The sequence below is a fragment of the Blastococcus sp. CCUG 61487 genome (genome assembly GCF_005222955.1).
In the GTDB taxonomy this organism is placed as follows: domain Bacteria; phylum Actinomycetota; class Actinomycetes; order Mycobacteriales; family Geodermatophilaceae; genus Blastococcus.
Genome location: NZ_LWUA01000052.1, coordinates 1 through 25495, shown reverse-complemented (window position 1 = coordinate 25495; position 25495 = coordinate 1). Strand labels below are relative to the sequence as shown.

Genomic DNA, 25495 nt, shown 5'->3' with positions numbered 1-25495 from the left:
GTCAGACCTGGCAGATGCAGCCGCGCTCGAGGCCGGAGGCCACGGTGGCCCGGCAGTAGCGCGCGCTGACGGCGTCGTGGTCGGTGACGGGGTGGGGGCAGGCATCGCAGCCAGGGGCGGACACGACCGGCGTGGTGCGGGCGGCCGGGCGCTCGGCGGTGGCGGCGGGGGTGGGCACGGGGCCTCCTTCGGCTCGGCGGTCGGTCACCCCAGGGTGGCCCCGGCGGGCGCGGTCATCCAGGGCGGCCACCGGCCATCCGGGGTACGGCCTCCTGCCGGTGCCCGGCAAGCCCACCTGCCCGACCGGTCCCGTGACCGGCGCAGACCTCGCCGACCTCCCGGCCGCTTGCCGCGCACCGGCAAGGTGGTGCGGCCGAGGTGTCCGGCGGCGGCAGGCGACCCCGAGCCCGACACCGGGCACTCTCGGAGTCGAGACAGGAGAGCCCGGGAGAGGGCGTGCAGTGGGAGGGGACGCGATGACAGCCTCGGTCGATCGGAACACCACCGCGGGAACCGGCGCCGAGCTGGCGCCGCGACCGCGGAGCAAGGTGGGCACCGTCCGCCCGCTCACCGTGCCCGCCCCCGTGCGGGTCCGCCGGACCCCGCGCACGGCGGCCGACGTCATGACCCGCTTCCCCCTGACCGTGCACCACGGCGACTCGATGTGGACGGCGTGGGACCGGATCTCCGGAGCCCCCGACCGGCACCTGGTCGTGGTCGACGACCACCGCCGCCCGGTCGGCGTGCTGGACGACCGCACGCTCGCGATGGAGTGGCCGGCCGGGCCGCTGGCGGCGCAACGGACCCCGGTGCACACGCTGCTCCGCGGGCGCCCGCGGCCGCGGGTGCGCAGCACCGACTCCCTGCCGGCCGTCGCCCGCGTGCTGGTCGGCGCCGGGACCGATGCCGTGCCCGTCGTCGACAGGGCGGGACGGCTGTTCGGCCTGATCACCCTGTGGCACTTCGCCGAGCTCGCGGCCCGGGCGGAGGAGCCGGCGGCCTCAGACCTCGACGGGTAGCTCGCGCGCCGGCCAGTCCAGCAGCCGGGCACCGAGCACCGCGGCCTGCAGCGCGAACCTGTCCTGCGGCTGCGCCACGGAGTACCCCGTCAGCTGCCGGATCCGGGCGAGCCGGTAGGTGACGGTGCGGACCGAGACGTGCAGCCGCCGGGCTGCTTCGGTGGCGACCTCGCCCGCGGCGAAGTACTGGTAGAGCGTCTGCAGCAGCGGCTCGGGCCCGCCCCGCACCGCCTCGAGCGGCCCGAGCACGTCGCGCACGAGGTCGATGATCGCCGCCTGGTCGCGGCCGAGCAGGCGGTAGACGAGCAGCTCCCGGGAGCCGACGACGTCGGCCTCCGGGTCGAGCCGCTCGGCGAACTCCAGCGCCTCGCGCGCCTCCTCGTAGGAGCGCGCCACCCCGTAGGCGCCGGGGAAGGGCCGGCCGGCGGCCACCCGCCACCTGCGGGCCGGGTCCAGCCGCGCGAGCTCGGCCTGCAGGACGGCGCCCAGCTCCGGCTCGGCCGGGCCGGGCGACGGGGGGCGGCTGGGGACGACGACGACCACCCGCCCGTCCTTGGTCGCGACCAGCACGTCCCGGTCGCCGAACCTGTCGACGACCGCCCGCTCGAGCAGGATCGCCGACCTGCCGACGTCGCCGTCGGCGTCCCGCAGGCCGGCGATCGCGACCCGGTGCGACTTGCCCAGGTCGATCCCGAACGGTTCGGCGCGCAGCACCATCTGGGCGACGTCGGCGTCGCCCCGGAGCAGGTCGTCGACGAACTCGCGCCGGAGGGACTCCTCGTGCCGGATCAGGTCCTGGCGCTCGGCCTGGTGACCGGCGACCAGGGCACCGACGGCGTCGTCGACGCAGCGCAGCACCGCCTCCGCCGAGCGGCGCACCTTCTCCGGGTCGCTGGAGCGCCCGTCCACGGGCAGCGCCCGCCACAGCCGCCACGCCGCCGACAGGTACAGGTCCACCGCGCGCCGGGCCCCGACGCCCTCGGCGGCCGCCCGCCGGCCGAGCTCGCGCACCGCGTCGAGCTCCCAGGGCTCGGGCCGGCGGCCGGCGACGGCGGCGTCGGCCAGCAGGGGGAGGTAGTCGCTGAGCAGCTCGAGGGGAGCGCGGGCCTCCTTCGCCGCGGCCGCTCCGACGGCGTCCAGCCAGGCCTCGGGTCCCGTGTCCGGAGGCCCGGGAGGTCGTCGGCGGGCCGGCACCTGATCTCCTCACCGCGGCGGCCGCGGCGGCCGCGCACGGGACGACCATCCTTGCCGGACGTCGGCAGCGTCAAGTCGGCCGTGCGCGGATCCTGCCGGGTGCGGAGACGACCCGGCCCCCGCGACCCCGGGAGAACGGGGTCCAGCGGGGGCCGGGGAGAGCTCGTCAGCTCTTCTTGCGGGACGTCAGCTCCTCGACCGAGCCGGAGCCGCTGGCGCGGGCCCGGCGCTCGGCGCGCTTCTCCTTGATCGACTTCCCGGCCTTCTTCGTCGAGCGTCCGGGGGACTTGTCACCCATCGAGTGCCTCCTCCTTCGTGCTGCGGTCCCGTCCAGGGTGGACGAGCGCGGCGGCGGCCACCACGGCGTCGGCCGGTGACCTGAGGTGGCCCGACCTTGCCGGTGGTCGGCAGTCGGAGCCGGTTCCGCCCGGGGGTCGCGGCGGGTCCGCCCGTCGTGGTCCCATCGGCACCGGATCCCCGAGCGGAGGAGGGCGCGTGCGCCGGATCGTCGTCGTCACCCATCCCGAGGCGACCCACCACGTCGCCGGCCTCGTCGGCGGCTGGTTCGACTCCGAGCTCACCGATCGCGGCCGCCGGCAGGCCGCCGCCATCGCCGCGCGCGTGCGGCAGCACGTCCCCGCGGACGCCGACGTCCGGCTCTGGACCTCCGACCTCGCCCGGGCCGCGCAGACGGCCGAGGTGGTCGGCGCGCGGCTCGGGGTGCGCCCCACCCTGCTGCCCGCGCTGCGGGAGAAGTCCTACGGCGTGCTCGAAGGGCGGCCGCAGGGGGAGCTCGACGCGGTCTTCGTGCCCCCGCCGCCGGACGGCGACCGGCTGCACCACGACGAGGGCATCGCGGGAGCCGAGACCAAGGCGCAGTTCGCGGCCCGCGTCTACGCCGCCGTGGCGGAGATCCTGGCCGACCCCGCCGCCCACCACGTCGTCGTCACCCACGGCTTCGCGCTCACGTTCGTCGTCGCCGCCTGGATCGGGATGCCCTTGGACGCGGCGGGGCTGGTCAACCTCCGGGCGCGCAGCGGCGGGATCACCGTCCTGGAGCAGGACGACTTCTTCGCCAACCGGGCGGTGCTGACACTGGACGAGACCGCGCACCTCGAGCAGACGGAATACTTGAACGATCAAGTAACTTGATCCTCGCGAGTGCCGATCGACCGCCAGGCCCGGCGGCGCGACGGCCGCCGACGAGGGAGTCCGCATGACCACGCCCGCCTCCACCACCGCGCTCGCCGACGCCCGCATCCCGGACCGGCACCCGTTCGCGGAGCACCTCCGACGTGCCGCGGCCGCCGAGGCCGCCGCGCCGCACCGGCTCTGGACGCCGGACGACGGGCCGCTGCCCACTCTCTACATCTCCCACGGCGGCGGGCCGTTGCCGTTCGAGGACGACGAGTGGCTCTCCCCGCTGCACGACTGGGCGCGGGAGCTGCCCAAGCCGAAGGCCATCCTGGTCGTGTCGGCCCATTGGGAGTCCGCGCCCCTGTCGCTGAGCGCCGCCCGCCCCGACGAGCTGGTCTACGACTTCGGCGGCTTCGACCCGCTGTACTACACGTTCAGGTACGACACCCCCGACGCCGGCGACCTCGCCCGCCAGGTGGCCGGCCTGATGCCCGACACCGCGGACGTGCACGAGCACACCCGCCGCGGCCTGGACCACGGCGCCTGGGTGCCGTTGAAGATCATGTACCCGGCGGCGGACATCCCGGTGCTGCAGCTGAGCCTGCCCACCGACGACCCCGACGCCCTCCTGGCGCTCGGCCGGCGGCTGCGTCCGCTGCGCGAGCAGGGCGTGCTGGTCGTGGGCTCCGGCCACATGACCCACGGGCTGCCGTTCCTCACCCGGGAGATGTTCACCGAGAACCGGGTGCCCGGCTGGTCGTCGGACTTCGACGCCTGGGCGGCCGACGCGCTGGCCCGCGGCGACGTCGACGAGCTGGCCTCCTTCCGCTCCCGGGCGCCGGGCATGCCCTACGCGCACCCGACGGTGGAGCACTTCACGCCGCTGTTCGTCACGCTGGGCGCCGCCACCGACCCCACCGCCCCGGTGGTCACCACCGTCGAGGGCTACTCCGTCGGCTTCTCCCGCCGCTCGGTGCAGGCGGCCTGACGCCGGACACCGGACCGTGGGTCGCTACGTTGCGTCCCATGTCCTCGCTCCCCCTGGACGGCGTCACCGTCGTCGCCCTCGAGCAGGCGGTGGCTGCGCCGCTGGCCACCCGCAACCTCGCCGACCTCGGTGCCCGCGTCATCAAGGTCGAGAAGGTCGACGGGGGCGACTTCGCGCGCGAGTACGACCACGTCGTGCACGGCACCGGCGCGCACTTCGTCTGGCTCAACCGGGGCAAGGAGTCCCTCGCCGTCGACCTGAAGACCGCGGAGGGCCGCGCCGTCGTCCGGCGGCTGGTCGACGCCGCCGACGTCTTCGTGCAGAACCTCGCGCCCGGAGCGGCGGCGCGGCTGGGGCTCGGCGCCGAGGAGCTGCGCCGGGACCACCCGGAGCTCGTCGTCGTCGACATGTCCGGCTTCGGTCCCGGTGGCCCGCTGGCCGACCGCAAGTCCTACGACATGCTCATCCAGGCCGAGTCCGGGCTCATCTCGATCACCGGCACCCCTGAGACGCCGGTGAAGACCGGCATCCCGACGGCGGACATCGCGTCGGGCATGTACTGCGCCCAGGCGGTCCTGGCCGCCCTGGTCCGCCGGGCGCGCACGGGGGAGGGGGCGGCCGTCGAGGTGACGATGCTCGAGGCCACCGTCGAGTGGCTGGGGCATGCGCTGTACACGCAGATGCACACCGGCAGCCAGCCACCCCGGATGGGCCTGGGGCACGCGGCGATCGCGCCGTACGACGCCTATCCCACCGAGGACGGGCAGGTCCTCATCGGCGTCCAGAACGACAGCGGCTGGCGGACCCTGGTCACCGACGTGCTCGGCGCGCCCGAACTCGCCGACGACCCGCGGTTCGCCACCAACGTCCAGCGGGTGCGGAACCGGGAGCTGTGCGACGCCGAGGTCACGGTGCGGACGGCCCGCTGGAAGACCGCCGACCTCGACGCCCGCCTGGCCGCCGCCGGCATCCCCGCCGCGCAGATCAAGGACGTCGCCCAGGTGGTCGACCACCCGCAGTTGAAGGCCCGGGAGCGGTGGCGGACGGTCGGCACCGAGCACGCGCCGGCCCAGGCGCTGCTCCCGCCGGCGACGTTCGCCGACGTCGAGGCCGCGATGGGCGACGTCCCCGCGCTCGGCCAGCACACGCTGGCCCTGCTGGTGGAGTCCGGCCTGGAGCCCGAGGCGGCGCGCGACGCGATCCGCCGGGGCGTGGCCCGGCAGGCGGACCCGCCCGGCCCTCGCTGACTCAGGCCGGCTCGGGCACGCCGCCGGGGTCGCCACCCGGGTCGTCCGGTGTCGGCTCGATGGGGGGCGGTGGGAGCTCCACCGGGGAGCCGGGCAGCAGCTCACCGGGGTCGTCGGGAACCGGCTCCTCGGGGTCGATCTCCCGGTGCGGTTCCGGCAGGGGCGAGACCATGGCGCCAGTCAACCAGCGGCCGTCGGCGTCGGCAGCACGGGCGCTAGGCCCCGGCGTCCTCGCCCCACCGCAGCCAGTGCCGCAGGGCGGGGGAGATCTCACCGAGGCGTGCCTCGTCCCGCCGCCGGGCGGCAGGGGATCGGGCCGGGGTGGGCGCGCGCCGGGCGTCCTCGCAGCGGGCATGGGAGAGGTAGTGCTGGAGCGGGGCGGCGTCGCCCACCCGCCCACGGGCGACGACGTCGTGGCGGGCCTCCCACTCGCACGCGAGCTTCTCGGCGAGGGTCATCTCGACGGGGGAGGGGGCGCGCTCGGCGGAGCGGCGGGGGGTCGGAGCCGACATGATCGGCCTCCTTCGGAGGGTGCGCTGGTGCCGTGCCCCGATGGTCCGCCTCGGGCCCGTCCCGCGCCAGTGCTCCGGCCCGCGCGGCCTCAGTCCTGGGCGCGGATCACCACGACCGGGCAGGTGGCGCTGGAGATGACGTGCTGGCTCACCGAACCCAGCAGCAGCCCGGCGAAGCCCCCGCGGCCCCGGCTGCCGACGACGAGCAGCGCGGCGCCGTCGGCGACCTCCAGCAGGGTGTGCGCGGGATGGCCCATCAGCACCCGCTGCACGACCCGGTCGGCGTCCGCGGCGGGCACGACGTCCGCGACGGTGGCCGCGAGCGTCTCCCGTGCGGCCTCCTCCCAGTCGACGGTCCCGATGACGGCAGCCGCCTCACCCCAGCTCACCGGCACCTGCCAGGTGGTGACGGCCTGCACCTGCTGGCCGGTGAGCCGCGCCTGGCCGACGGCCCATAGCAGGGCCTGCGCGGAGTGCGCGGAGCCGTCCACCCCCACGACGATGCTGCCGGGCTGGGGCTGGGGCTGGGGCTCGGGCGTGGGGCCGGCGGTCTCGGTGCTCACGGGCGGGTTCCTCCTCGGTACGGACGCGTACGACGGACGGCGTCACTGCTGCAGCGGGACGACGGCGACCGGGCAGGACGCCCGGTGGAGCACGCCGTGCATGGTCGAGCCCAGCCGGGCCAGCCGGCCGCGGTGCCGGTGCCCGACGACGAGCACGCCGGCGGTCTCGGAGGCGGTGAGCAGGGCCGGCGTGGCACGGTCGCGCGCCACCGTCTCCCTGATCACCACGTCCGCTGCCTCGGTGCCCCAGCGGGCGACCGCCTCGGACAGCAGCTGCTGCGCCTTCGCCTCGACGGTGGTCCAGTCCACGTACGGGCCGAAGCCGCCCAGCGCGGCCTCCATGCCGACCTCGCGCCAGGCGTGGACGGCGACCAGCTCGGTGCCGCGGGCCCGCGCCTCGGTGACGGCGAAGGCGAGCACCTCCCCGTCGCCCTCGCGTCCCTCGACCCCGACGACCACCGGCCGGCGGTCCAGGTCGTCGGCCGCGGGCTCGTCAGGCAACGCGATCACGGGGCAGTCCGAGCGCTGCACCACGGCGCCGGCGGTGGAACCGAGGAGGAGGCCGGGCACCCCGCCCAGGCCGCGACGGCCGATCACCAGCACCGACGCCGTGGCCGAGAGCGCGACCAGCGCGTCGACCGGGTGGTCCTGGATCACCTCGGCGGTCACGTCGTCGAGGCCGGTCGTCTCGCGCACGGTATCCGCCGCCGATCGCACCAGCGTCGTGGCGCTCTCGTCGTACTCGGCCCGAATGTCCGGGTCGGTCATCGGCAGCGCGTCGTCGACCCCCCGCCACGGGGTCGCGTGCACCACCAGCAGCCCCACCTCACGACGTCGGGCCACCCCCGCCGCGTACACGGCGGCCCCCAGCGACGACTCCGAGCCGTCGACGCCGACCACCACCCGTCCGGCCGCGGACGTCCGGGACTCCGTCATCGCCTACCTCCGTCGGTGCGGGGACGCCGCTCGAGGCGCCCGTGCCGTGGGCCGGTGAGCTGCGCCTCCGCGAGCTCCGGCCGGTCAGGACCGAGCCTGCCCTACCCGTGGTCGGGACGGTCCATCGGCACCCCGCATCCCGTACCGCGCATCCCGTACCGCTGCCGTTCCGTTGCGGGTGCGGGGCGCTGTGACCCGCGCCATACTCCGGCACAGACCGAGGTACGCCGTCGTGCCGCTGTTCGGGGGGCGCGGTCGGTACCAGGCCAGACCCGGGCGCCGGTCAGCCGGCGCACGCTGCTGCGGAGGGACACACGATGGCGCAGGCGCAGGACGACACCCGGACGACTCCGGGCTCCACCAGGTGGGTCCTGGTCGCAGCCGCGCTGCTGCTCCAGTTCTCCATCGGGGCGGTCTACGCGTGGAGCGTCTTCGCGAAGGCGCTGCAGGACGCCCCGGAGTTCCAGCTGAGCACGGTGGAGGCCTCGCTGCCCTTCACGGTCACCATCGGGATGATCTTCATCGGCAGCTACCTCGGCGGGCGGATCCAGGACCAGCGCGGCCCGCGCATCGTGGCCCTCGTCGGCGGGATCGTCTACGCCGTCGGCGTCGTCCTGGCCTCCTTCGCCACCAGCGGCGACCAGCTGTGGTTGATCGTCCTCGGATACGGAGTCATCAGCGGGTTCGGCCTCGGCTTCGCCTACATCGTGCCGATCGCGATGCTGCTCAAGTGGTTCCCCGACAAGCGCGGGCTGATCACCGGCCTGGCCGTCGGGGGCTTCGGCTTCGGCGCGGTGCTCACCTCCCCGGTGGCCCAGTGGCTGATCGACAACGACCCGGACCAGCCGACGTCGGCGTTCCTCCCGCTCGGCATCGCCTACCTGGTGATGTCCCTGGTCGGCGCGTCCTTCTTCAAGAACCCGCCCGCCGGCTACGTCGTCCCCGGGTACGAGCCGGTGACCGACTCCAGCGGCGCCGCGGCCGACAACAGCTACACCGAGGCCGAGGCCCTGCGGACGCCGCAGTGGTACCTGCTCACCGCGATCCTCACGCTCAACGTCGCCGTCGGCATCGCGCTGATCTCGCAGGCAGCCGCCAGCGCCGAGGACATCGCCGGGTACACCGCAGCGGGAGCGGCCACCGTCGTCGGTGTCCTCGCGGTGTTCAACGGCGGCGGCCGGATCGTCTGGGCGGCGGCGTCGGACTTCATCGGCCGGATGCCCGCCTTCGCCGCGATGCTCGGGCTGCAGGGCGCCTGCCTCCTGCTGCTGCCGCACGCCTCGAACGCGGCGCTGTTCTTCGTCCTCGCCGCGGTGATCTACCTCTGCTACGGCGGCGGGTTCGGCACCATGCCGGCCACGGCCGGCGACTACTTCGGGGTGAAGTACGCCGGGGCGATCTACGGCCTGATGCTGATCGGCTGGAGCCTGGGCGGGGTGCTCGGCCCGATCCTCATCTCCAGCCTCATCGGCGGGGACGAGAACTACACCCTCGGCTACACGGTGATGGGCATCATCGGGCTGGCCGCGGTGGCGCTCACCTTGATCACCAAGGTGCCGTCCCGGACCCGCGAGGCCCAGGCGCGCGGCTGAACCGCGGCGGACCGCTCACAGCTCGAGGTCGGTCAGGCCCGGGTGGTCGTCGGGGCGCGGGCCCTGCGGCCAGTGGAAGAGCCGGTCGGCCTCGTCGATGCGCAGGTCGTTGATGCTGGCGTGCCGGCGGCGCATCAGCCCGTGCTCGTCGAACTCCCAGTTCTCGTTGCCGTAGGAGCGGAACCAGTTGCCGGAGTCGTCGTGCCACTCGTAGGCGAAGCGCACCGCGATCCGGTCGCCGTCGGTGGCCCACAGCTCCTTGATCAGCCGGTAGTCGAGTTCGCGGGCCCACTTGCGGGTCAGGAAGGCGACGATCTCCTCGCGCCCGGTCGGGAACTCGGCGCGGTTCCGCCACCGGGAGTCGCTCGTGTAGGCGCCGGCGACCTTCTCGGGGTCCCGGGTGTTCCAGGCGTCCTCGGCCATCCGCACCTTCTGGACGGCGGTCTCGCGGGTGAACGGCGGGAGCGGGGGGCGTGACACGTCGGTCTCCTCTCGGCCGGGCCTGCCGAGCGGACGGTCCGCGCGGCGGCACCGGCAACCTCCCACAGCCTCGGCCGTCGCGGGCCGTCGCGGGCCGTCGCGGGCCGTCGCGGGCCGTTCCGCCGGTCGGGCGGCCGGCATCGCGCCACCAGGTCAGCGCGTCAGCACCCGGCCGGCCCCCGTCCTGCCGCGCTCCGGGGGTGACGTCACGCCGAGGACGAGGGTGAGGAGAGCGCCGATCGCCGCACCCGCTCCCGCCCCGCCGATCACGTCCAGGGGTGCATGGCCGCCGAGGTAGACCCGCGCGACGGAGTTGAGGACGGCGAGGGCGAGCACCAGGGCGGCCCACCGGCGCGTCAGGTACGGCAGCAGCAGGACCGCGATGCCGAACGCGACGATCGCGTGCCCGGAGGGGAACGAGTCGCCGGATGCCGGGACGTCGCGGAGCACGGCGCCGGGGATCGTCGTCCCGGGGCGCTCCCGGTGGACCAGGTCCTTGAGCAGCTCCCGCTCCACGACGAGCTTGAGCGGCACCAGCAGCACGAGGGCCGCCGCGAGCCGCGGGCGGCGCAGCGCCAGCGCTCCGGCGGCCACCAGCAGCGGCATCGCCAGCACGCCCTGCAGCTGGAACCCCCACAGCGGCCAGCGCCACCCCTCGCCGGCGCCGTTGAGTGCCGCGAACGCGCCGCGCTCGAGCCGGCCGACCGTGCCGCCGGACACGGCGATCGCGCACGCCGCGGTGACCGCGGCACCGCCCACCGCGATGACGACGTCGATCGGCCGGCGCGACCCGAGCAGCCGGCGGCCGGACATCGACGTCACAGCCCGGAGCGGTACTCGAACCTGGTGGTCAGCACGGCGCCGATGGCCGCGGGCAGCCAGAAGGTGAGCACCCGGAACACCAGGACGGCGGCGCAGGCGGCGGCCAGCGGCGCCCCCAGAGCGGTGAGCCCCAGCAGCAGGGCGACCTCAGCCGCACCGGGAGCGCTGGTCGCGGGCACGACCGACCACAGCAGGTGCAGGACGCCGTAGACCGCGGCGGTGGCGAGCAGCGGAACCCGCCCGCCCACCCCGTGCAGCGCGGCGGCCAGGACCGACGCCTCGAGGAAGACGCCGACGATCGCCCAACCGAGCTGGGCGATCCGCCGCGACCGCGTGCCCGGGGCATCGCCCGGCGTGCAGAACTCGCGGAGCGCCGGACCGACGCCGGCGCGGGGCACGCGTGACCCCGATCCGGCACGCGACCGTGCCAGCCACTGGCCGGTGAGGACGAGGGCCCAGGCGGTCAGGCCGAGCGCGACCGTCCGCAGCAGCGCCTCCGGCACCCGCCAGCCGGTGAGCCGGGCCTCCACCAGGGCCCACACGGAGGTGACCAGCGCGACGACGACAGCGGCGACGACCGACCCCGCGGTGAACCGGGTCGACGCGGCCCGCGCGGACTCCGGTAGCACCCCGGCACGCTCCAGGAAGCGGGCCGAGGCACGCCGCCGGCCGTCGTGGCCGTGCAGCAGGGAGGCGATGTCAGCCACCATCAGCGCGCCGTCGGTCCGGCCGAGGGCGATCCGGCGCTCCACCGTCTGCATCGCGGCGGCCGCCACCGCCACCCGGGCCACGACGGCGAGCGCGACCGCGCCGCCCAGCCAGCGCCAGCCCCCGCGCTCGACGGACTCCACCAGGGGGCCGACCCCGGCCAGCAGCGGGACGCCGAGGAGGGCGAGCAGCGAGCCGGCCGTCACGCACAGCCGGGCGGGCAGCCCGGCGGGGGGGAACTCCGGGCGGGCGGGATCGGGCAGCTCCAGTCGGAGGCGCACCTCGGCGCGCAGCAGCGCGAGCCGGTCCGGGTGCTCGCGCAGGCCCGCCCGGGTCGCCGCGGACAGGCCGAGCGGAGCCAGCGCGGGCAGCGCGACCGCGACCGCGTCCCGGCCGAGCCGCTCGACCGCGGCGGCCACCACCTGCGCGGCGTCGGTCAGGAGCGCCAGCGATGCCATCAACTCGGCGACGTCGAGGGCCAGGGCGTCGTCGTCGGCACCGGTGAGGGCGTTGCCGAAGTCGACGATCCACGGCCGGCCGGCGTCGTCCACCAGTACGTTGGCGGCCACGAGGTCGTGGTGCGCGACGCGGGCGCGGCGCAAGACCGCGACCTGCTCCCACGTCGCGTCGAGCAGGTCCCGTGTCAGCGCACCGGGCGGCAGCCGGTCGAGCGGCCGGCCGGCGACGAACTCCTGCACGACGACGGCGTCCCGGTTCCCCCCGCGGGCCAGGAGGACGCGCGGCGTGCGCACCCCGCGCTCCCGCGCGGTCATGGCCGCGACCGCCTCGTGCTCGGCCTGCTGGCCCAGGGGGGCCACGGCGTCGGCGTCCTTGACGTCCCGGACCGCCAGCAGCCGGTAGAGCCGGTACAGCCAGTCGCGCTCGTACCGGTCCGGCTCCAGGTACTTGACGTACAGCCGTCGTCCCTCGGCGTCGGTGCCCGCGAAGGGGTGCGCGCTGCGGGCGGCGACGGGGGCCGGGCGGAGGTCGCGGACCGCGAACCCCAGGCGCTGGAGGATCCCCGCGACCCGGGCGGGCGCGATCTGCGGCCGCGGCACCCCGAAGACCCAGTGCACCAGGGAGCCGATGGCCCAGCCCACCGCGACGCCCCCGACGACGTCCAGCGGCAGGTGGGCGCCGACGTAGATGCGCGCCAGCCCGACGGTCCAGGCGAGCACCCACACCGCGCGGCGGGCACGGCGGGACAGGTACGGCACGGCGGCCGTGGCCAGGGCGGCGGCGACCGCGGTGTGCCCGGAGATGAAGCCCAGCCCGGTGACAGGTCCCTCGGGGAAGTTCACCTCGACGGCGAAGCCGCCGGGGCGCTCCCGCCGCACCACGTGCTTGACCAGGTCGGCGGCGACGTAGGCGAGCGCGCCGGAGACGAGCAGGTCCCGGGCCAGCCGGACCCGCCGCGTCAGGAGCGCGGCCAGCGCGACCACCGGGACGGCGACGACGTTGCCCAGCTGCATGACCACCCAGACCACCGGGAACGCCCCGGCCGGGAGCCCGTTGATCAGCTGGAACAGGTCCCGCTCGAACACCGGCAGCTCGCCGCGCTGGGCGACCAGGAAGCCCAGTCCGAGCACCGCCGCGCCGAGCAGCACCCGCACCAGGTCGATCGAGTAGCGCTCGACACGGGGACGCGCGCCGCCGAGGGCCGGGCCCAGCTCCGACTCGCCGCGCTGCAGCGGAACCGTCACACCCACGTCACCAGCTCCTCACCGGTCCACGGAGACCCGGCGCCGATCAGTGTCGTCGCCGGCGGCCACGGCCACCATGGGATCGGTTGCCGTCGTGCGGCGGGCCGGTGCGGTCACCGTCCGCGCTCGGTCGGCTCGTCCGCGAACCGGCACGCCCGTCGTCTCCCGCACGAGGCCGCCCGCCCGCCGCCCGACCGCCCCCGGACCCCGGCCGGTGGGACCCTTCGGTTCCCGGCACGGTGGCGTTCCGGTCCGACGCGTCGCAGGCGAGGTGACGCCGATGTCCCTGTCGCTCGAGCTCCGCGGATCGGGGCTGCGCCGCTGCGGCGCGACCACCGGCCTGCTCGCCGTCCTCCTCACCGGGTGCGGTTCCGACGGCGGCGCACGCGAGCCGCCCGCCGCGGACACGGATTGGCGCAACACCGCCTACACCGTCACGTGCGACGGCGTCGCGCCGGACGGGTTCCGCGCGACCGTGGTCGACGGTCGGGCCCGGGTACCCGCCGACGGCAGCAGCCCGCCGTACTACGACCACTACGAGGTCACGGTCGTCTCCACCGCCCACGGGGACGTCGACGGCGAGCGCGGCGCCGAGACCGCGGTGCTGCTCGAGTGCTCGCCGCAACCCTCGAACGGCATCCTGCAGGAGGTCGTGGTCCTCTCGTCGTCCGGACGTGCCCTGGGCACCCTGCCGAGCTCGAGCACGCTGCAGGGCGACGCGCTCCTGCCACCGCTGTACGACCCCGACGGCCTGGCGATGGACGACGGCGAGATCGTCGCGCGGATGCTCGCGTACGGGCCGCAGGACTCCCGCGCCGACGGGCCGTCGATCCCCTTCACGGTGCGCTGGCGGCTGCACGACGGACGCTTCGTCCGGACCTCGTCGTCCTGACGCGGGACCGGACCGCGCGCGAACCCCGTGACAGCGCGCCCCGGGAGGCTCAGCATCTGCTTCTCGGGTCATGGGGGGAGGACGCCCGGGCGGCAGCCGGCGGGGGTGACGGTCGATGGAGGACCTGACCACCCCGCGGACCGACGATCTCCGGGACGGTCCGCTCCCGGCGCTGGGCGAGGAGCAGCCCGCCGGTGGGCCGTCGCCGAGCGCCTCCGGGGTCGCGCTGGACCGGCTGCTCGCCCTCGCCCGTCTCTCGGCCGCCCAGGCGCTCGAGGTGGGCGCCGGCGTGCTGGCCGCTGCCGCGCGGCGCCCCGTGGGCGACGCCGGCATCGAGCAGGTCGTCATCGACGCCGTCGTGACCGGCGAGGGCACGGTGGTGGCCCGGTCCGGCCGCCCGGATTCCGGCCGCCCCGTCGCCGCCGTCCTCGGCGACGTGGCGGCCGCTGCCCGGCTGCCCGGTGCCGCAGCCGATGCCGAGCGGTACCTGGCCCACCTGGACCGGGCCGTCCTCGACCTGGGGACGGGCAGCCTCGCCGTCGCCGCCAGGAGGCTGCAGGAGGCGGCCGCGGAGCTCGACGGCCCGGTGATCCGGGCCGAACTCGGCGCGCTCGCGCGCGCCGTCGGCGAGATGACCGGGCGAGCGCCCCGCGCCGCGAGCGGCAGGACGCTGTCGTCGCGTACGGCCACGGAGGAGGTTCCCGCCCGGCGGAGGCGCTCGGCGGGACGCCGGGTCGGTGCCTGGCTCGTCTCGATCGCCGTCCTCGGGACCGTCGTGGCCTCGGGGGTCGCGCTGCTGGGGGACGACATCACCCGCGACCTGCATCTCCTCCTGGACGCCGGCCGCGAGCAGGACGGCGGCGAGGACGGCGGAGAGGTCGCCGGCGAGGTCCCACCGCCGCCGCCACCGGCGCCCCCGGCGGCCGGCGCCGTGACCGGCGTGGACCTGCGGCCGCTGGCGCGCTGCACGCCGGGAGCGCTGTGCTCGGTCCGCGTGCTGGTGCGGGTCGTGCCCGCGGCGGCCCCGCAGGAGGTGACGTGGTCCTACCGCGTCGTGGACGCGTGCACCGGCGAGGCGGCGACGGCGCCGGGCGGGAGCGTCACCGTGCCGCCGCACGCCGACTCGGGGACCGTCGTCGGCCTCGTCCAGCTCCCGGCCGTCGCGGCCGCCGCGGTGTTCGCCGTGACCGACGCCCCCGCGGTGGCCGCCTCCGCGCCGGTGACGACGGGGACCTGCTCGCCGCCCGGGCCGACCGGGTGACCGACCGGCGAGGGAGGGGAGATGGCGCGCGAGGCCCCGGGACGACCCCGGACGAGACGGTCCGGACTGCGCCGGCGCACGCGTGAGCAGCGCCGGAACCGGCGGGCGGCCGTCTTCGACCTGCTCGCGGTGGTCGCCGCCGTCGCGCTCGTCGGGCTCGGGGTCGCCAACCTCCACCTGATCGGCGCCTCCGAGCTGGCCGCCCGCCAGGCGCTCATCGCCGGTGGGGGAGTGCTGGCACTGGTGGCCTTCTGGCGGGTGCGCGTCCGCTACCTCGGCGTCCTCGCCTGGCTCGCCTACGGAGGAGCCGTCCTGCTCCTCGTGGGCGTCCTCGCCGCCGGCCTGTCCGCGAACGGGGCCACGCGCTGGTTCGCCGTCGGCCCGCTGACCTTCCAGCCCTCCGAGCTCGCCAAGCTCGGCATGCTGCTGGTGCTCGCCGCCGTGCTGGGTTCCGGTCGGCCGGCGTGGCAGCGGTTCTGGCTCGCCCTGCTGCTCGCCGTCGTCCCCATCGGGCTCACCCTCATGCAGCCGGACCTCAGCACGACGCTGCTGCTGACGGTCCTGGCCGCCGGCATGCTGCTCCTCGGCCGGATCCCCGCCCGCTTCCTGCTGCCCCTCGGCGCGGCGGCGGCCGTCTCCGCGCCCCTGCTCATCAGCCTGCTGCGGCCCTACCAGGTGGAGCGGCTGGGCACCTTCCTGGTCGGCGCCCACGAGTCGCCGACCGGCTCGGGCTGGGCGCTCCGGCAGGCACACATCGCGCTCGGCTCCGGCGGGCTGTTCGGCCGCACCGAGGACCCGTTGCGGCTCCTGCGGGCGCAGTACCTGCCCGAGCGGGACACCGACCTCGCGCTGGCCAGCCTGGTCGGGCAATGGGGGCTGGTCGCCGGTGCGGGCGTGGTGCTCGCCGCGCTGCTGCTCGTGTGGCGCCTTGCGATGGCCAGCCGGGCCTCCCGCACGCCGCACGGGGCGCTGGTCGCCGGCGGGCTGGCGCTCCTCCTCGGGGTCGAGACGGTCGTCTCGGTGGGCGCCAACCTCGGGCTGCTCCCGCTGGCCGGGGTCCCCTTCCCGCTGCTGAGCTACGGCGGCACCGCACTGGTCGTGCACCTGGCCGCGCTGGGCGTGGTGCTGGCCGTCCGCCGGGACGGGGCGCGCCGCCGGCTCTGGGCGCCGCCGGCTCGGCGGAATCCGCGGCCACGACTGGTCCGGCTCGTCGCCGCCGGGCTGTCGGCGCTGCTGGTGTCCTTCGGGGTCTACGGCTGGCGGCTGCAGGAGACGCAGGGGGAGGCCCTCGAAGCCGTCGGCGACCAGCAGATGACCCGGTGCTTCCGGCTGCCGGCGCCCCGGGGGCAGATCACCGACCGGCACGACGTCCCGCTGGCCGTGGACGCCGCGGAGCTGGGTGCCGGCGTCGACCGGGTGCTCGTCGTGCCCGCGCTGCTGCGCACCCGGCCCGCCGACGTCGACCGGCTGGCCCAGCTCACCGGCCGGCCGGCCCCGGACCTGCACGCCCAGCTGGCGGCCGCGGAGGAGACCACGCTCGCCCTGCCGGTGGCCGATCTCCCGCGCGCGTTCTCCGAGGCGGTCACCGCGGCCGGCATCCCCGGCGTCGTCGTGGTCCCCGAGCCGCGCCGCACCTACCCGGAGGGCGCGCTGCTCGGGCCGGCGCTCGGCTTCGTCGGCGTCGCGACGCCCGAGGACGAGGAGCGCTGGCCGGGGCTGCCGAACGGCGAGGTCGTCGGCCGCGCCGGGATCGAGCAGCAGTACGACGCCGTCCTGCGCGGCATCAACGGGCGGCAGTGCCTGTACGTCGACCCACGGGGCGTCCCGGTGGCGCTCGGCGAGCACCACCCGCCGGTGCGCGGGGCCGACCTGCGCCTCTCGCTCGACCTGGGCCTGCAACGCCGGCTCGCCACCGGCCTGGCCGTCGCCCTGGCCGCGCAGCCCAGGCCGGCCGGGAAGATCGGTGCCGCCGTCGCGATGGACCCCCGGTCGGGTCAGGTCCTCGCCCTGGTCAGCGCGCCGTCGTTCGACAACAACGTCTACGGCCCACCCGTGGACGGCGCCGCCCTGCGGGCCCTGGCCGGCGCGCCCGGATCGCCCATGCTCGAGCACGTCACCCAGGCCGTCGCGCCGCCCGGCTCCACCTTCAAGCTCGTGACGGCCGCGGCGAACCAGGTCCACGGGATCTACGCGCCGGACCAGGTCATCCCGACCGGGGCCGCCTTCCTCTACGGCGGGCACTCGTTCGGCAACTGGCGCCCCATGGGACCGATGGACCTGGTGGAGTCGATCGCCGTCTCGAACGACGTCTACTTCTACAAGCTCGCCGTCGCGCTCGGCGCCGACCGGCTCATCGACACCGCCCGCGCGCTCGGCGTGGCGGCCCGGACCGGCATCGACCTCCCCGGCGAGTCCGCCGGCCGCATCGGCACGCCGCAGGCCGCCGAGGCCGAGGGGCGGGCCTGGTACGGCGGGTCCACGGTCATCCTGGGCATCGGACAGGGAGACCTGCAGGTCACCCCGCTGCAGAACGCGCTGTGGACCGCGGCCGTCGCGACGGGACAGCTGGTCACCCCGCGGCTGGGCCTGGCGGTCGGCACGGGACCGGGCGGTCACACCGGCCTGCTCGCGCCACCCCCGCGGCCGCTGCCGTTCACCGCCGACCTGGGGCCGGTGCGCGCCGGCATGCGGGCGGCCGTCACGGCCGGGACCGCCGGCCGGCTCGCCGACCTCCCCGTCCCCGCCGGGGCCAAGACCGGGACGGCGCAGGACGGCGGGCTGCGCGCCGACGAGTACGACAACTGGATGTCGGCCGTCGCACCGATGGACGCACCGGAGATCGTGATGACCGCCCTGGTGCAGGGCCCCGGCAGGGGGGCCAACAGCGCCACCGCCGTCGTGGACGACGCCCTGCACCACTTCTACGCCCACCGGGACGGGATCCTGGCCACCGGCCCCGTGCCCGGCCCCTGACCGTCAGTTCCGGCGGTACGCCGAGAGCAGCGGGCGGTTGCGGAGCGCGCGGGCGGCGCCCTCGGCCACGCAGGTCAGCGGCTCCTCGGCCAGCTTGACCGGCAGCCCGAGCTCGCGCTCCAGCAGACCGGGGAGCCCGTGGACCAGGGATCCCCCGCCGAACAGCAGCACGCCCTCGGCCAGCACGTCGGCGAGCGCCTGCGGCGGCAGGTCGTCGAGGGTGCCCGACAGCGCCCGGACGATCTCGGTGACGACCGGCCGCACCGCGGTGGCGACCTCGGTCGCCTGCAGGGTGACCAGGCGCGGACGGCCGGAGGCGCCGTCCCGCCCGTGCACCACGAGCGGCTCGCTCTCGTCCGGCGTCGGACAGGTCTTCACCCGCTCGGCCTCCAGTTCGCCGACGAGCAGCGAGTGCTCCTCGCGCAGGTAGCGCGCGACGGCGACGGTCATCTCGTCGCCGCCCAGCTTGCTGGTCCGCTGGGTGAGGACGCCGCCGTAGCAGAACGCCACCGCGTCGGACTTCCCGCCGCCGACGTCGACGACCATGTGCACCCGCCGGTCGAGCGGGTCCAGGCCGCAGCCGACGGCCCCCGCGACGGCGTCGTCCAGCGCCGTCACCGGGCGGATGTTCGCCTCTTCCGCCGCCTCGACCAGGGCCCGGGTCTCGAGCGCGGTGGCGTCGGCGGGCACCCCGAGCACGGCGCGGGTCGGGCTCCAGACGTGCCGGCCCGCGCGGGCCAGCACGGCCCGCAGGTAGAGCCGGGCGGTCTCCAGGTCGGTGACGACGCCGTCGTGCACCGGGCGGGCGGCGGTGTACCGGGCTGGGGAGCGACCGAGCAGGTCGGCCGCCTCCCGGCCCACGGCCAGCAGGCGGGGACGGCGGCCGCCACCGTCCCGCAGCAGCAGGACGCTCGGCTCGTCGAACACGATGCCGCGGCGGACGTCGCTCACCACCGTGCTGGCGGTACCCAGGTCGATGCCGAGATCCATGCGGGCCTCCTGACGGGCGACCCATTGTGGAGCGGGCAGGGACGCCGGTCCAGGCTCCGCGTCGCGGTACGCCGGTCAGGCGTGCGCGATGGCGTCGAGGACCTTGAGCTTCGCCGCCCTGCGCGCCGGCCCGACCGCGGCGAGCACGCCGATGATCGCCGCCACGACGAGGAACACCAGCATCCGCCCGAGCGGCACGACCACGTCGGTGATGCCCTGTGACTCCAGCGCCCTGGCGAGCGCGACGCCGAACAGCGTGCCGAGCACCAGGCCCAGCACCGCGCCGTAGATCGAGATCACCACCGCCTCGAGCCGCACCATCCGGCGCAGCTGCGCCCTGCTCAGCCCGACCGCGCGCAGCAGCCCGATCTCCCGGGTGCGCTCGATCACCGACATGGCGAGCGTGTTGACGATCCCCAGCGCCGCGATGATCACCGAGAGCACCAGCATGGCGTTGATGAGCAGCAGCAGCTGGTCGACCTGACCCTTCTGCTCGTCGGAGAACTCCGTCTGGTCCTTGAGCTCGACGATGGGGTACGCCGCGAGCACCTCGTCCAGGTCGGACCGCACGTCGGCCGTGGCCGCGCCGTCGGCGACGCCCACGAACAGGAAACGGTCCAGCGGGACTCCCCCGACGCCGGCGAGGGTGTCCAGGGAGACGACGGTGGAGCCGATGACCTGGTTGGACTCGTAGATGCCGGAGACGGTGAGCTCCTGCTCGCGGCCGTCAAGGGTGAGCACGTCGACCGTGTCGCCCACCTCCCACCCCCGGCCGTCGGCGGTCGCCACGTCCACGATCACCCCGGTCCCGTCGAGACCCTCGGCGGAGCCGTCGACCCACGTGAGGTCGATGCTGCGGTCCAGGCCGGCGGGGTCGACGGCGGTGAGGAAGGTGGTCTGGCCGTCCAGTTGCGCCTGGCCCCAGCGCAGCTGCATGACCGACTCGACGTCGTCGACGTCGGCGAGCTGGGTCGCGACGTCGGGGCTGAACGGCTGGCCGACGGCGCTGGAGACGACGAAGTCCGCGCGCACCGAGCCCGCGATCAGCTTGTCGATGCTGGCGTTGGTCGAGGCGCCGATGACGCTGAACGCGCTCACCAGCGCCAGGCCGATCATGAGCGCCGACGCCGTGGCGGCGGTGCGCCGCGGGTTCCGGACGGCGTTCTCCCGGGCCAGCCGGCCGGTCGTGCCCCAGATCCGGGGGAGCAGCGTCCCGACCCCCTGGAGGAACGGGCGCGCCAGCACCGGGCTCAGCGCCGTGGCGCCGAGGATGAGCAGGAGCGCGCCGAGCCCGACGAGCGAGGCGGCCGTGCTGCCGTCGTCGGAGAGGGAACCGCCGACCAGGGCCGCACCGCCGGCGAGGGTCAGCACGATCCCGACCGCGGTGCGCCGGCGCAGCCCCTTCTGCTGGGTGACGACGTCGTCGCGCATGGCGGCCACCGGCGGCATCTGCGCGGCCCGCCGGGCTGGGACGTACGCGGCGACGAGCGTCACCAGGACGCCGACGACGTACGCCCAGAGCACCGTGTCCAGCGCGAAGACGAGCTCGCCGTCCAGGGTCAGGCCGAAGGAGCCGAACAGCGCGCGCAGCCCGGCGGCGATGCCGTAGCCGGCGGCGAGCCCCGCCGTCGCCCCGACGATGCCCACCGCCAGCGCCTCGCCCAGCACCGAGCGGGTCACCTGGCCCCGGCTCGCGCCGAGGGCCCGCAGCAGCGCCAGCTCCTGGGTCCGCTGGGCCACCAGCATCGAGAAGGTGTTGAGGATGATGAACGTGCCGACGAACAGCGCGATCCCGGCGAAGACCAGCAGGAAGATGTTGAAGAACGACAGCGCCTCGGAGAAGTCCGAGGCCAGGGTCTCGGCCTGCTCGGTCGCTGTCCGCACCTCGTAGTCGTCACCGACCACCGCGGCCACCCGGTCGGCCAGTTCCCCCGGGTCGACCCCCTCTGCCGCGCCGACGCCGATGGCCGTGAACTGTCCAGGTTCGGTGAGCAGCTCCTGGGCCGTGGCCGTGTCGAACGCCGTGAGCGTGGCGCCGGCCAGGCCGCCCTCCTCGCCGAACCTGAAGGTGCCGACGAGTTCGGCCTCGATGCGGGGGCCCGGGGTGAGGAGTGTGACGGTGTCGCCCACCTGGTAGCCCGTCTTCTCGACGGCGTTCGTGTCGAGCATGACCTCGCCGGGCCCGGTGGCCGCCCGCCCGTCGATGAGCGTGAGGGGGGAGAGCGACTCCTCGGTGTCCCAGCTGATGCCGAGCCCCGGCGCCCCGCCGGTGTCCAGCACCTCGCCGTCGTCCTCGATGATGTAGACGCCCTCGGCCTGGACGTACCCCTCGACGGCGGACACGCCCTCGACGTCGGCGATCCGGTCGACCAGATCAGCCGGGACGTAGGTGGCGGTGCCGCCGACCCCGGTGCCGGCCAGCCCCTGGTCGAAGGCCGTGGCCCGCGTGACGTTGACGTCGGCCGACGTGCTCTCGAACAGGTCGTTGAAGGTCTTGCTGAGCGTGTCGGTGAAGATCAGCGTCCCGACGACGAACGCCACGCCGAGGACGATCGCCAGCCCGGACAGGGCCAGCCGCAGCTTGTGCGCCAGCAGGTTGCGCCAGGTGGTCCGCCACACGTCAGCGCGCCCCTGCCCGCGTCCCGTCGCCGGCCACGTCGGTGCCCGTCCGGTCGAACGCCTTCATCCGCTCCAGCACCCGGTCGGCGGTCGGTTCGTGCATCTCGTCCACGATCCGACCGTCGGCGAGGAAGAGGACCCGGTCGGAGTAGCTGGCCGCCGAGGGGTCGTGGGTCACCATGACGATCGTCTGGCCCATCTCGCTCACGGAGCGGCGGAGGAAGTCCAGGACGTCGGCGCCGCTGCGGGAGTCGAGGTTCCCGGTCGGCTCGTCGGCGAAGACGATCTCCGGACGGCTGGCCAGCGCGCGGGCGCACGCGACCCGCTGCTGCTGCCCGCCGGACAGCTCGCCGGGGCGGTGGTTGAGGCGGTCCCCGAGGCCCACGGTGTCGATGACGTGCTGGAGCCACTGCTTGTCGGGCTTGCGGCCGGCGATATCCATCGGCAGCGTGATGTTCTCCAGCGCGGTCAGCGTGGGCAGCAGGTTGTAGGCCTGGAAGACGAAGCCGATCCGGTCCCGCCGGAGCACGGTGAGCGCCTTGTCGTCGAGCGTGGTCAGCTCCACGTCGCCGATGTAGGCCTGCCCCTGCGTCACCGAGTCCAGCCCGGCCATGCAGTGCATCAGCGTCGACTTGCCCGAGCCGGACGGCCCCATGATCGCGGTGAACCGGCCGCGGCCGAAGTCCACGTCCACCCCGTCCAGCGCCACGACCCGGGTGTCGCCCTCCCCGTACACCTTGGTGAGCGATCGCGCACGGGCCGCCGGATCGCTGGGGGAGGGGCCGTTCGGGCTGGGGAGGGAGGACACCGGAACTCCAGGGTCGGATGAGCGCTGATCGGATGGGCGCTGGTCGGATGGGCACTGGTCGGATGAGAACTGGTCGCCTGCGCACTGGAGGCTAGGGACTACCGGGGCAGGCTCGACAGATGTTTTCCGGCGACGCGCCGTGATCGCCGGCACCCGGGTGGCACCCCGTCCGCCCCGCCGCCCCGCGGGGTGTCGGGGAGCCGTGGCGGCCCGCCGTAATGTCGAGCGGGTGTCCGACCTCTTCGCGCCCCTGACGCTGGCCCACGGCCCGGCCGCGCCCAACCGGCTGTGGCTCGCCCCCCTGACCAACACGCAGAGCCACCCCGACGGGACGCTCTCCGACGAGGAGCTGCACTGGCTGGCGCTCCGGGCCCGCGGCGGGCACGGGCTGACGATGACCTGCGCGGCGCACGTGCAGGCCGGCGGGCAGGGCTTCCCCGGTCAGCTCGGCGTCTTCTCCGACGAGCACCTGCCCGGGCTGACCCGGCTCGCGGCCGCGGTCAAGGACGCCGGCTCGCTCGCCTCGCTGCAGCTGCACCACGCGGGGGTCCGGTCGCCGCGCGAACTGGTCGGGCAGCCGGTGGGCCCGTCCGAGGACGAGGCCACCGGTGCGCGGGCGATGACCGGTGACGAGGTCGCTCGGCTGGTCGAGGACTTCGCCGTCGCCGCCCAGCGGGCCGAGCGCGCCGGGTTCGACGGCGTGGAACTGCACGGCGCGCACGGGTACGTGCTCGCCCAGTTCCTGTCGCCGGAGGCCAACCGGCGGACCGACGGCTACGGGGGTTCGCTGGAGAACCGCGCCCGGCTGCTGTTCGAGGTGCTCGACGCGGTCCGCGAGCGGTGCGGCGCGGACTTCCAGGTCGGCGTCCGGCTCTCGCCCGAGCGGTTCGGCCTCCGCCTCGGTGAGATCCGCGACGTCGCCGCGGAGCTGCTGCGCAGGGACGACCTCGACTACCTCGACATGTCGCTGTGGGACGTCGCCAAGCAGCCGGTGGACGAGGAGTACCAGAGCCGGCCGCTGATGGACTGGTTCACCGACCTGGACAGGGGGACCACCCGGCTCGGCGTCGCGGGCAAGGTGCGCACCGGCCGGCAGGCGGTCGAGACGCTCGAGCGCGGTGCCGACTTCGTGATGCTGGGCCGGGCGGCGATCCTGCACCACGACTTCCCCGCACGGGTGCGCGACGACGTCGCCTTCGTGCCGGTGCCGACCCCTGTCGACCCCGCCCACCTGGCCGGCGAGGGGCTGTCGCCGGTGTTCGTCGAGTACATGCGCAACTGGCGCGGGTTCGTGGCGGACGCGTCCTGAGGCGCCGCGTCCCGCTCCTCCGGCGCCGGGCCCCGGGGGGCGCGAGCCCGGGCCCGGCGGATCCGGAGGCGGGCGCGCCCGAGGTGCTCGACCCGCGGCGCCGCCGGTGGGTCCTGGTGGCCTGCCTGGCCGGGATGTTCGCCACGACCTTCCCGGCGACGATCCTCACGATCGCCGTCCAGCCGATCGCGCTCGACCTGGACTCCGCGCCGTCGACGGTGCTGTGGGTGACCACGGCCCCGCTGCTGGCCGCGGCCGTGAGCACGCCGCTGCTCGGCCGGCTCGGGGACATCCGCGGGCACCGCCGGCTGTTCCTGGCCGGCATGCTCGTCGCTGGGCTCTTCGCGGTCATGACGGCGGTGGCGTGGAACGCGGGCAGCCTGATCACCGCGCGCACGATCTCCCAGCTCGGCGCGGCCGCCACGGTGCCGAGCTCGTTCGCCATGCTGTTCCGCGCGCACCCGCCCGCGCAGCGGGTGCGCGTCTCCTCCCTGGCGTCGGCCACGCTCGCCGGTGCCGCGGTGGTCGGGGTGGTGGTCGGCGGGCCGCTGGTCGACCTCGTCGGGTGGCGGGTCATCTTCGTCGTCCAGGCCGCCGTCTGCGCCGCCGCGCTCCTCGCGGCCCTGCCCGTCCTGCCCGCCGATCCCCGGGACCGGGTGCGCGTCCCGCTCGACCTCCCCGGGGCGCTCGCGCTGGCGGTGCTCACCCTGTCGGTGACGTTCGGCATCAACCGGCTCGGGGTGTGGGGCTGGTCGCCGCTGCCGCTGGCCTGCCTCGCCGTCGCGCCGTTCGCGCTCTGGGCGCTGGTCCGGATCGAGCGGCGGTCGGCCTCGCCGCTGCTGCCGCTGCGGGTGCTGTCGTCGAGGAACACCCGGGTGGTGATGGTCGGCAGCTTCTTCCTCGGGGCCGGCTGGATGGGCAACTTCGTGCTCACCCCGTTGCTCATGCAGTCGGTGATGGGGCTGTCCGCCGGGCTCACCTCGCTGCTCAGCGTCCCCCGCGCGACCTTCATCGTGGCCGCGGCGCCCACCGCCTCGCGGTGGGGTCAGCGCTTCGGGGAGCGGCGGATGGTCGTGGTCGCCGCGACCGCGCTGACCGTGGTCATGGCGTCGATGTCGGTGGGGGCGGCGACGGTCTCGATCGTCGCCATCGCGATCGCCCTGCCGCTGTCGGGGTGGGCCTTCGGCCACGCCCAGCCGGGGCTGCTCTCGGCCATGGGGCACGCGGTCGACGAGCGCGACTTCGGGCTGGCCACGTCGCTGCAGCAGACGGCGACCCAGATCGGCTCGGTGGTCGGGATCGGGCTGTTCACCGCGCTCGCCGGGGACGCCACGACGCCGGGTCCGTTCGTCCTCGTGTACCTGCTGACCGCCGCCTGCGTCGCGCTCAGCATCCCGATGGCGATGCTGATCCGCGACGCGCACAACTCCCCGCCGGCACCGCCGACTACCGGCGACGGGCGCGAGCCGCCACGATGACCGGGTGGCCGCCTGCCGGCGGCGCGCCAGGTCCATCGAGGAGGCGCTCGTGTCCAACCACGTCTACCGGCTCAGCGAGATCGTGGGCAGCAGCCCGACCAGCGTCGACGACGCGATCCGCACCGGCATCCGCAAGGCGGCCCAGACGGTCCGCAACATCGAGTGGTTCGAGGTGCAGCAGGTCCGCGGCCAGGTCGCCGACGGCGACGTCGCGCACGTCCAGGTGGTGATGAAGATCGGCTTCCGCGTCGAGGACTAATGGGG

Annotated in this window: 24 protein-coding genes; 11 read left to right on the top strand and 13 right to left on the bottom strand. The window is 75.4% G+C overall.

The genetic code is table 11. The features are described from left to right. Nucleotide 1: 1 nt before the first annotated feature. Nucleotides 2–178, bottom strand: coding sequence for an RGCVC family protein (locus tag A6V29_RS21465; protein ID WP_249933023.1), 177 nt, complete (start codon nt 176–178; stop codon nt 2–4). A gap of 298 nt (nt 179–476) precedes the next feature. Between A6V29_RS21465 and A6V29_RS04885 the strand changes: the two genes are divergently transcribed. After that, nucleotides 477–1019: a CBS domain-containing protein gene (locus A6V29_RS04885; protein ID WP_137159261.1), complete on the top strand. Its 543-nt coding sequence runs from the start codon at nt 477–479 to the stop codon at nt 1017–1019. On the opposite strand, the gene A6V29_RS04880 is transcribed toward A6V29_RS04885, so the two are convergent. Next, nucleotides 1002–2213, bottom strand: a complete 1212-nt coding sequence (locus tag A6V29_RS04880; protein WP_137159260.1) for a PucR family transcriptional regulator — start codon at nt 2211–2213, stop codon at nt 1002–1004. The two genes, A6V29_RS04885 and A6V29_RS04880, sit on opposite strands and share 18 nt — an antisense overlap. 166 nt (nt 2214–2379) lie before the next feature. After that, nucleotides 2380–2511 carry a hypothetical protein gene (locus tag A6V29_RS21875; RefSeq protein WP_283956338.1) on the bottom strand — a complete coding sequence of 44 codons (132 nt, stop codon included), beginning with the start codon at nt 2509–2511 and terminating at the stop codon, nt 2380–2382. A gap of 197 nt (nt 2512–2708) precedes the next feature. On the opposite strand from A6V29_RS21875, the gene A6V29_RS04875 reads away from it, so the two are divergent. The 3 genes from A6V29_RS04875 (at nt 2709) to A6V29_RS04865 (ending at nt 5585) form a co-directional block, all read left to right on the top strand. Next, nucleotides 2709–3365, top strand: coding sequence for a histidine phosphatase family protein (locus A6V29_RS04875; RefSeq protein WP_137159259.1), 657 nt, complete (start codon nt 2709–2711; stop codon nt 3363–3365). Nucleotides 3366–3429: 64 nt separating this feature from the next. Continuing rightward, nucleotides 3430–4338 carry a dioxygenase family protein gene (locus A6V29_RS04870; RefSeq protein ID WP_137159258.1) on the top strand — a complete coding sequence of 303 codons (909 nt, stop codon included), beginning with the start codon at nt 3430–3432 and terminating at the stop codon, nt 4336–4338. 38 nt (nt 4339–4376) lie between these two features. After that, complete coding sequence (locus A6V29_RS04865; RefSeq protein WP_137159257.1) at nt 4377–5585, top strand: CaiB/BaiF CoA transferase family protein; 1209 nt, start codon at nt 4377–4379, stop codon at nt 5583–5585. Nucleotide 5586: 1 nt separating this feature from the next. Here the strand turns inward: A6V29_RS04865 and A6V29_RS20610 are convergent, their stop codons facing one another. From A6V29_RS20610 to A6V29_RS04850, 4 genes are all read right to left on the bottom strand, one after another. Then, nucleotides 5587–5757 carry a hypothetical protein gene (locus A6V29_RS20610; RefSeq protein WP_170977692.1) on the bottom strand — a complete coding sequence of 57 codons (171 nt, stop codon included), beginning with the start codon at nt 5755–5757 and terminating at the stop codon, nt 5587–5589. 43 nt (nt 5758–5800) lie between these two features. Further along, entirely contained in the window at nt 5801–6097 is a 297-nt protein-coding gene (locus tag A6V29_RS04860) for a hypothetical protein (protein ID WP_137159256.1), read from the bottom strand. Between the two features lie 89 nt (nt 6098–6186). Further along, nucleotides 6187–6660, bottom strand: coding sequence for a universal stress protein (locus A6V29_RS04855; RefSeq protein WP_137159255.1), 474 nt, complete (start codon nt 6658–6660; stop codon nt 6187–6189). Nucleotides 6661–6702: 42 nt separating this feature from the next. Continuing rightward, nucleotides 6703–7596, bottom strand: a complete 894-nt coding sequence (locus A6V29_RS04850; RefSeq protein ID WP_137159254.1) for a universal stress protein — start codon at nt 7594–7596, stop codon at nt 6703–6705. Nucleotides 7597–7913: 317 nt separating this feature from the next. Here A6V29_RS04850 and A6V29_RS04845 point away from each other — a divergent pair, with 317 nt between their 5' ends. Beyond that, nucleotides 7914–9188 carry an L-lactate MFS transporter gene (locus A6V29_RS04845; RefSeq protein WP_137159253.1) on the top strand — a complete coding sequence of 425 codons (1275 nt, stop codon included), beginning with the start codon at nt 7914–7916 and terminating at the stop codon, nt 9186–9188. 15 nt (nt 9189–9203) lie between these two features. Here A6V29_RS04845 and A6V29_RS04840 read toward each other — a convergent pair whose 3' ends face one another. The 3 genes from A6V29_RS04840 to A6V29_RS04830 all read right to left on the bottom strand — a co-directional run bounded on the left by A6V29_RS04840 (nt 9204) and on the right by A6V29_RS04830 (nt 12907). Next, entirely contained in the window at nt 9204–9668 is a 465-nt protein-coding gene (locus A6V29_RS04840) for a nuclear transport factor 2 family protein (RefSeq protein WP_249933022.1), read from the bottom strand. A 153-nt stretch (nt 9669–9821) separates the two neighbouring features. Next, complete coding sequence (locus A6V29_RS04835) at nt 9822–10481, bottom strand: phosphatase PAP2 family protein (protein ID WP_137159275.1); 660 nt, start codon at nt 10479–10481, stop codon at nt 9822–9824. A gap of 5 nt (nt 10482–10486) precedes the next feature. Continuing rightward, the gene (locus A6V29_RS04830; protein WP_137159251.1) at nt 10487–12907 is read right to left on the bottom strand and encodes a phosphatase PAP2 family protein; all 2421 of its coding nucleotides are present in this window, start codon (nt 12905–12907) and stop codon (nt 10487–10489) included. A 274-nt stretch (nt 12908–13181) separates the two neighbouring features. Between A6V29_RS04830 and A6V29_RS04825 the strand changes: the two genes are divergently transcribed. The 3 genes from A6V29_RS04825 (at nt 13182) to A6V29_RS04815 (ending at nt 18027) form a co-directional block, all read left to right on the top strand. Further along, a complete protein-coding gene (locus A6V29_RS04825; RefSeq protein ID WP_137159250.1) occupies nt 13182–13793 on the top strand; it encodes a hypothetical protein in 612 nt (203 codons plus the stop codon). A 115-nt stretch (nt 13794–13908) separates the two neighbouring features. Continuing rightward, nucleotides 13909–15054 carry a hypothetical protein gene (locus A6V29_RS04820; RefSeq protein ID WP_137159249.1) on the top strand — a complete coding sequence of 382 codons (1146 nt, stop codon included), beginning with the start codon at nt 13909–13911 and terminating at the stop codon, nt 15052–15054. Between the two features lie 21 nt (nt 15055–15075). Then, nucleotides 15076–18027 carry an FtsW/RodA/SpoVE family cell cycle protein gene (locus A6V29_RS04815; RefSeq protein ID WP_137159248.1) on the top strand — a complete coding sequence of 984 codons (2952 nt, stop codon included), beginning with the start codon at nt 15076–15078 and terminating at the stop codon, nt 18025–18027. A 3-nt stretch (nt 18028–18030) separates the two neighbouring features. Here the strand turns inward: A6V29_RS04815 and A6V29_RS04810 are convergent, their stop codons facing one another. The 3 genes from A6V29_RS04810 to A6V29_RS04800 all read right to left on the bottom strand — a co-directional run bounded on the left by A6V29_RS04810 (nt 18031) and on the right by A6V29_RS04800 (nt 22444). Further along, on the bottom strand, nt 18031–19017 hold the full coding sequence (locus A6V29_RS04810; RefSeq protein ID WP_137159247.1) for a rod shape-determining protein: 987 nt from the start codon (nt 19015–19017) through the stop codon (nt 18031–18033). A gap of 75 nt (nt 19018–19092) precedes the next feature. Continuing rightward, nucleotides 19093–21636 (bottom strand): ABC transporter permease, encoded by a 2544-nt coding sequence (locus tag A6V29_RS04805; RefSeq protein WP_137159246.1) that lies wholly within the window; start codon nt 21634–21636, stop codon nt 19093–19095. A 1-nt stretch (nt 21637) separates the two neighbouring features. Continuing rightward, complete coding sequence (locus tag A6V29_RS04800) at nt 21638–22444, bottom strand: ABC transporter ATP-binding protein (protein WP_137159245.1); 807 nt, start codon at nt 22442–22444, stop codon at nt 21638–21640. 229 nt (nt 22445–22673) lie between these two features. On the opposite strand from A6V29_RS04800, the gene A6V29_RS04795 reads away from it, so the two are divergent. From A6V29_RS04795 to A6V29_RS04785, 3 genes are all read left to right on the top strand, one after another. After that, nucleotides 22674–23753, top strand: coding sequence for an NADH:flavin oxidoreductase (locus A6V29_RS04795; protein WP_137159244.1), 1080 nt, complete (start codon nt 22674–22676; stop codon nt 23751–23753). An 83-nt stretch (nt 23754–23836) separates the two neighbouring features. Beyond that, complete coding sequence (locus A6V29_RS04790; RefSeq protein ID WP_137159243.1) at nt 23837–25231, top strand: MFS transporter; 1395 nt, start codon at nt 23837–23839, stop codon at nt 25229–25231. A 4-nt stretch (nt 25232–25235) separates the two neighbouring features. Beyond that, entirely contained in the window at nt 25236–25490 is a 255-nt protein-coding gene (locus tag A6V29_RS04785; RefSeq protein ID WP_249933020.1) for a dodecin, read from the top strand. The last annotated feature ends 5 nt before the right edge of the window (nt 25491–25495 follow it).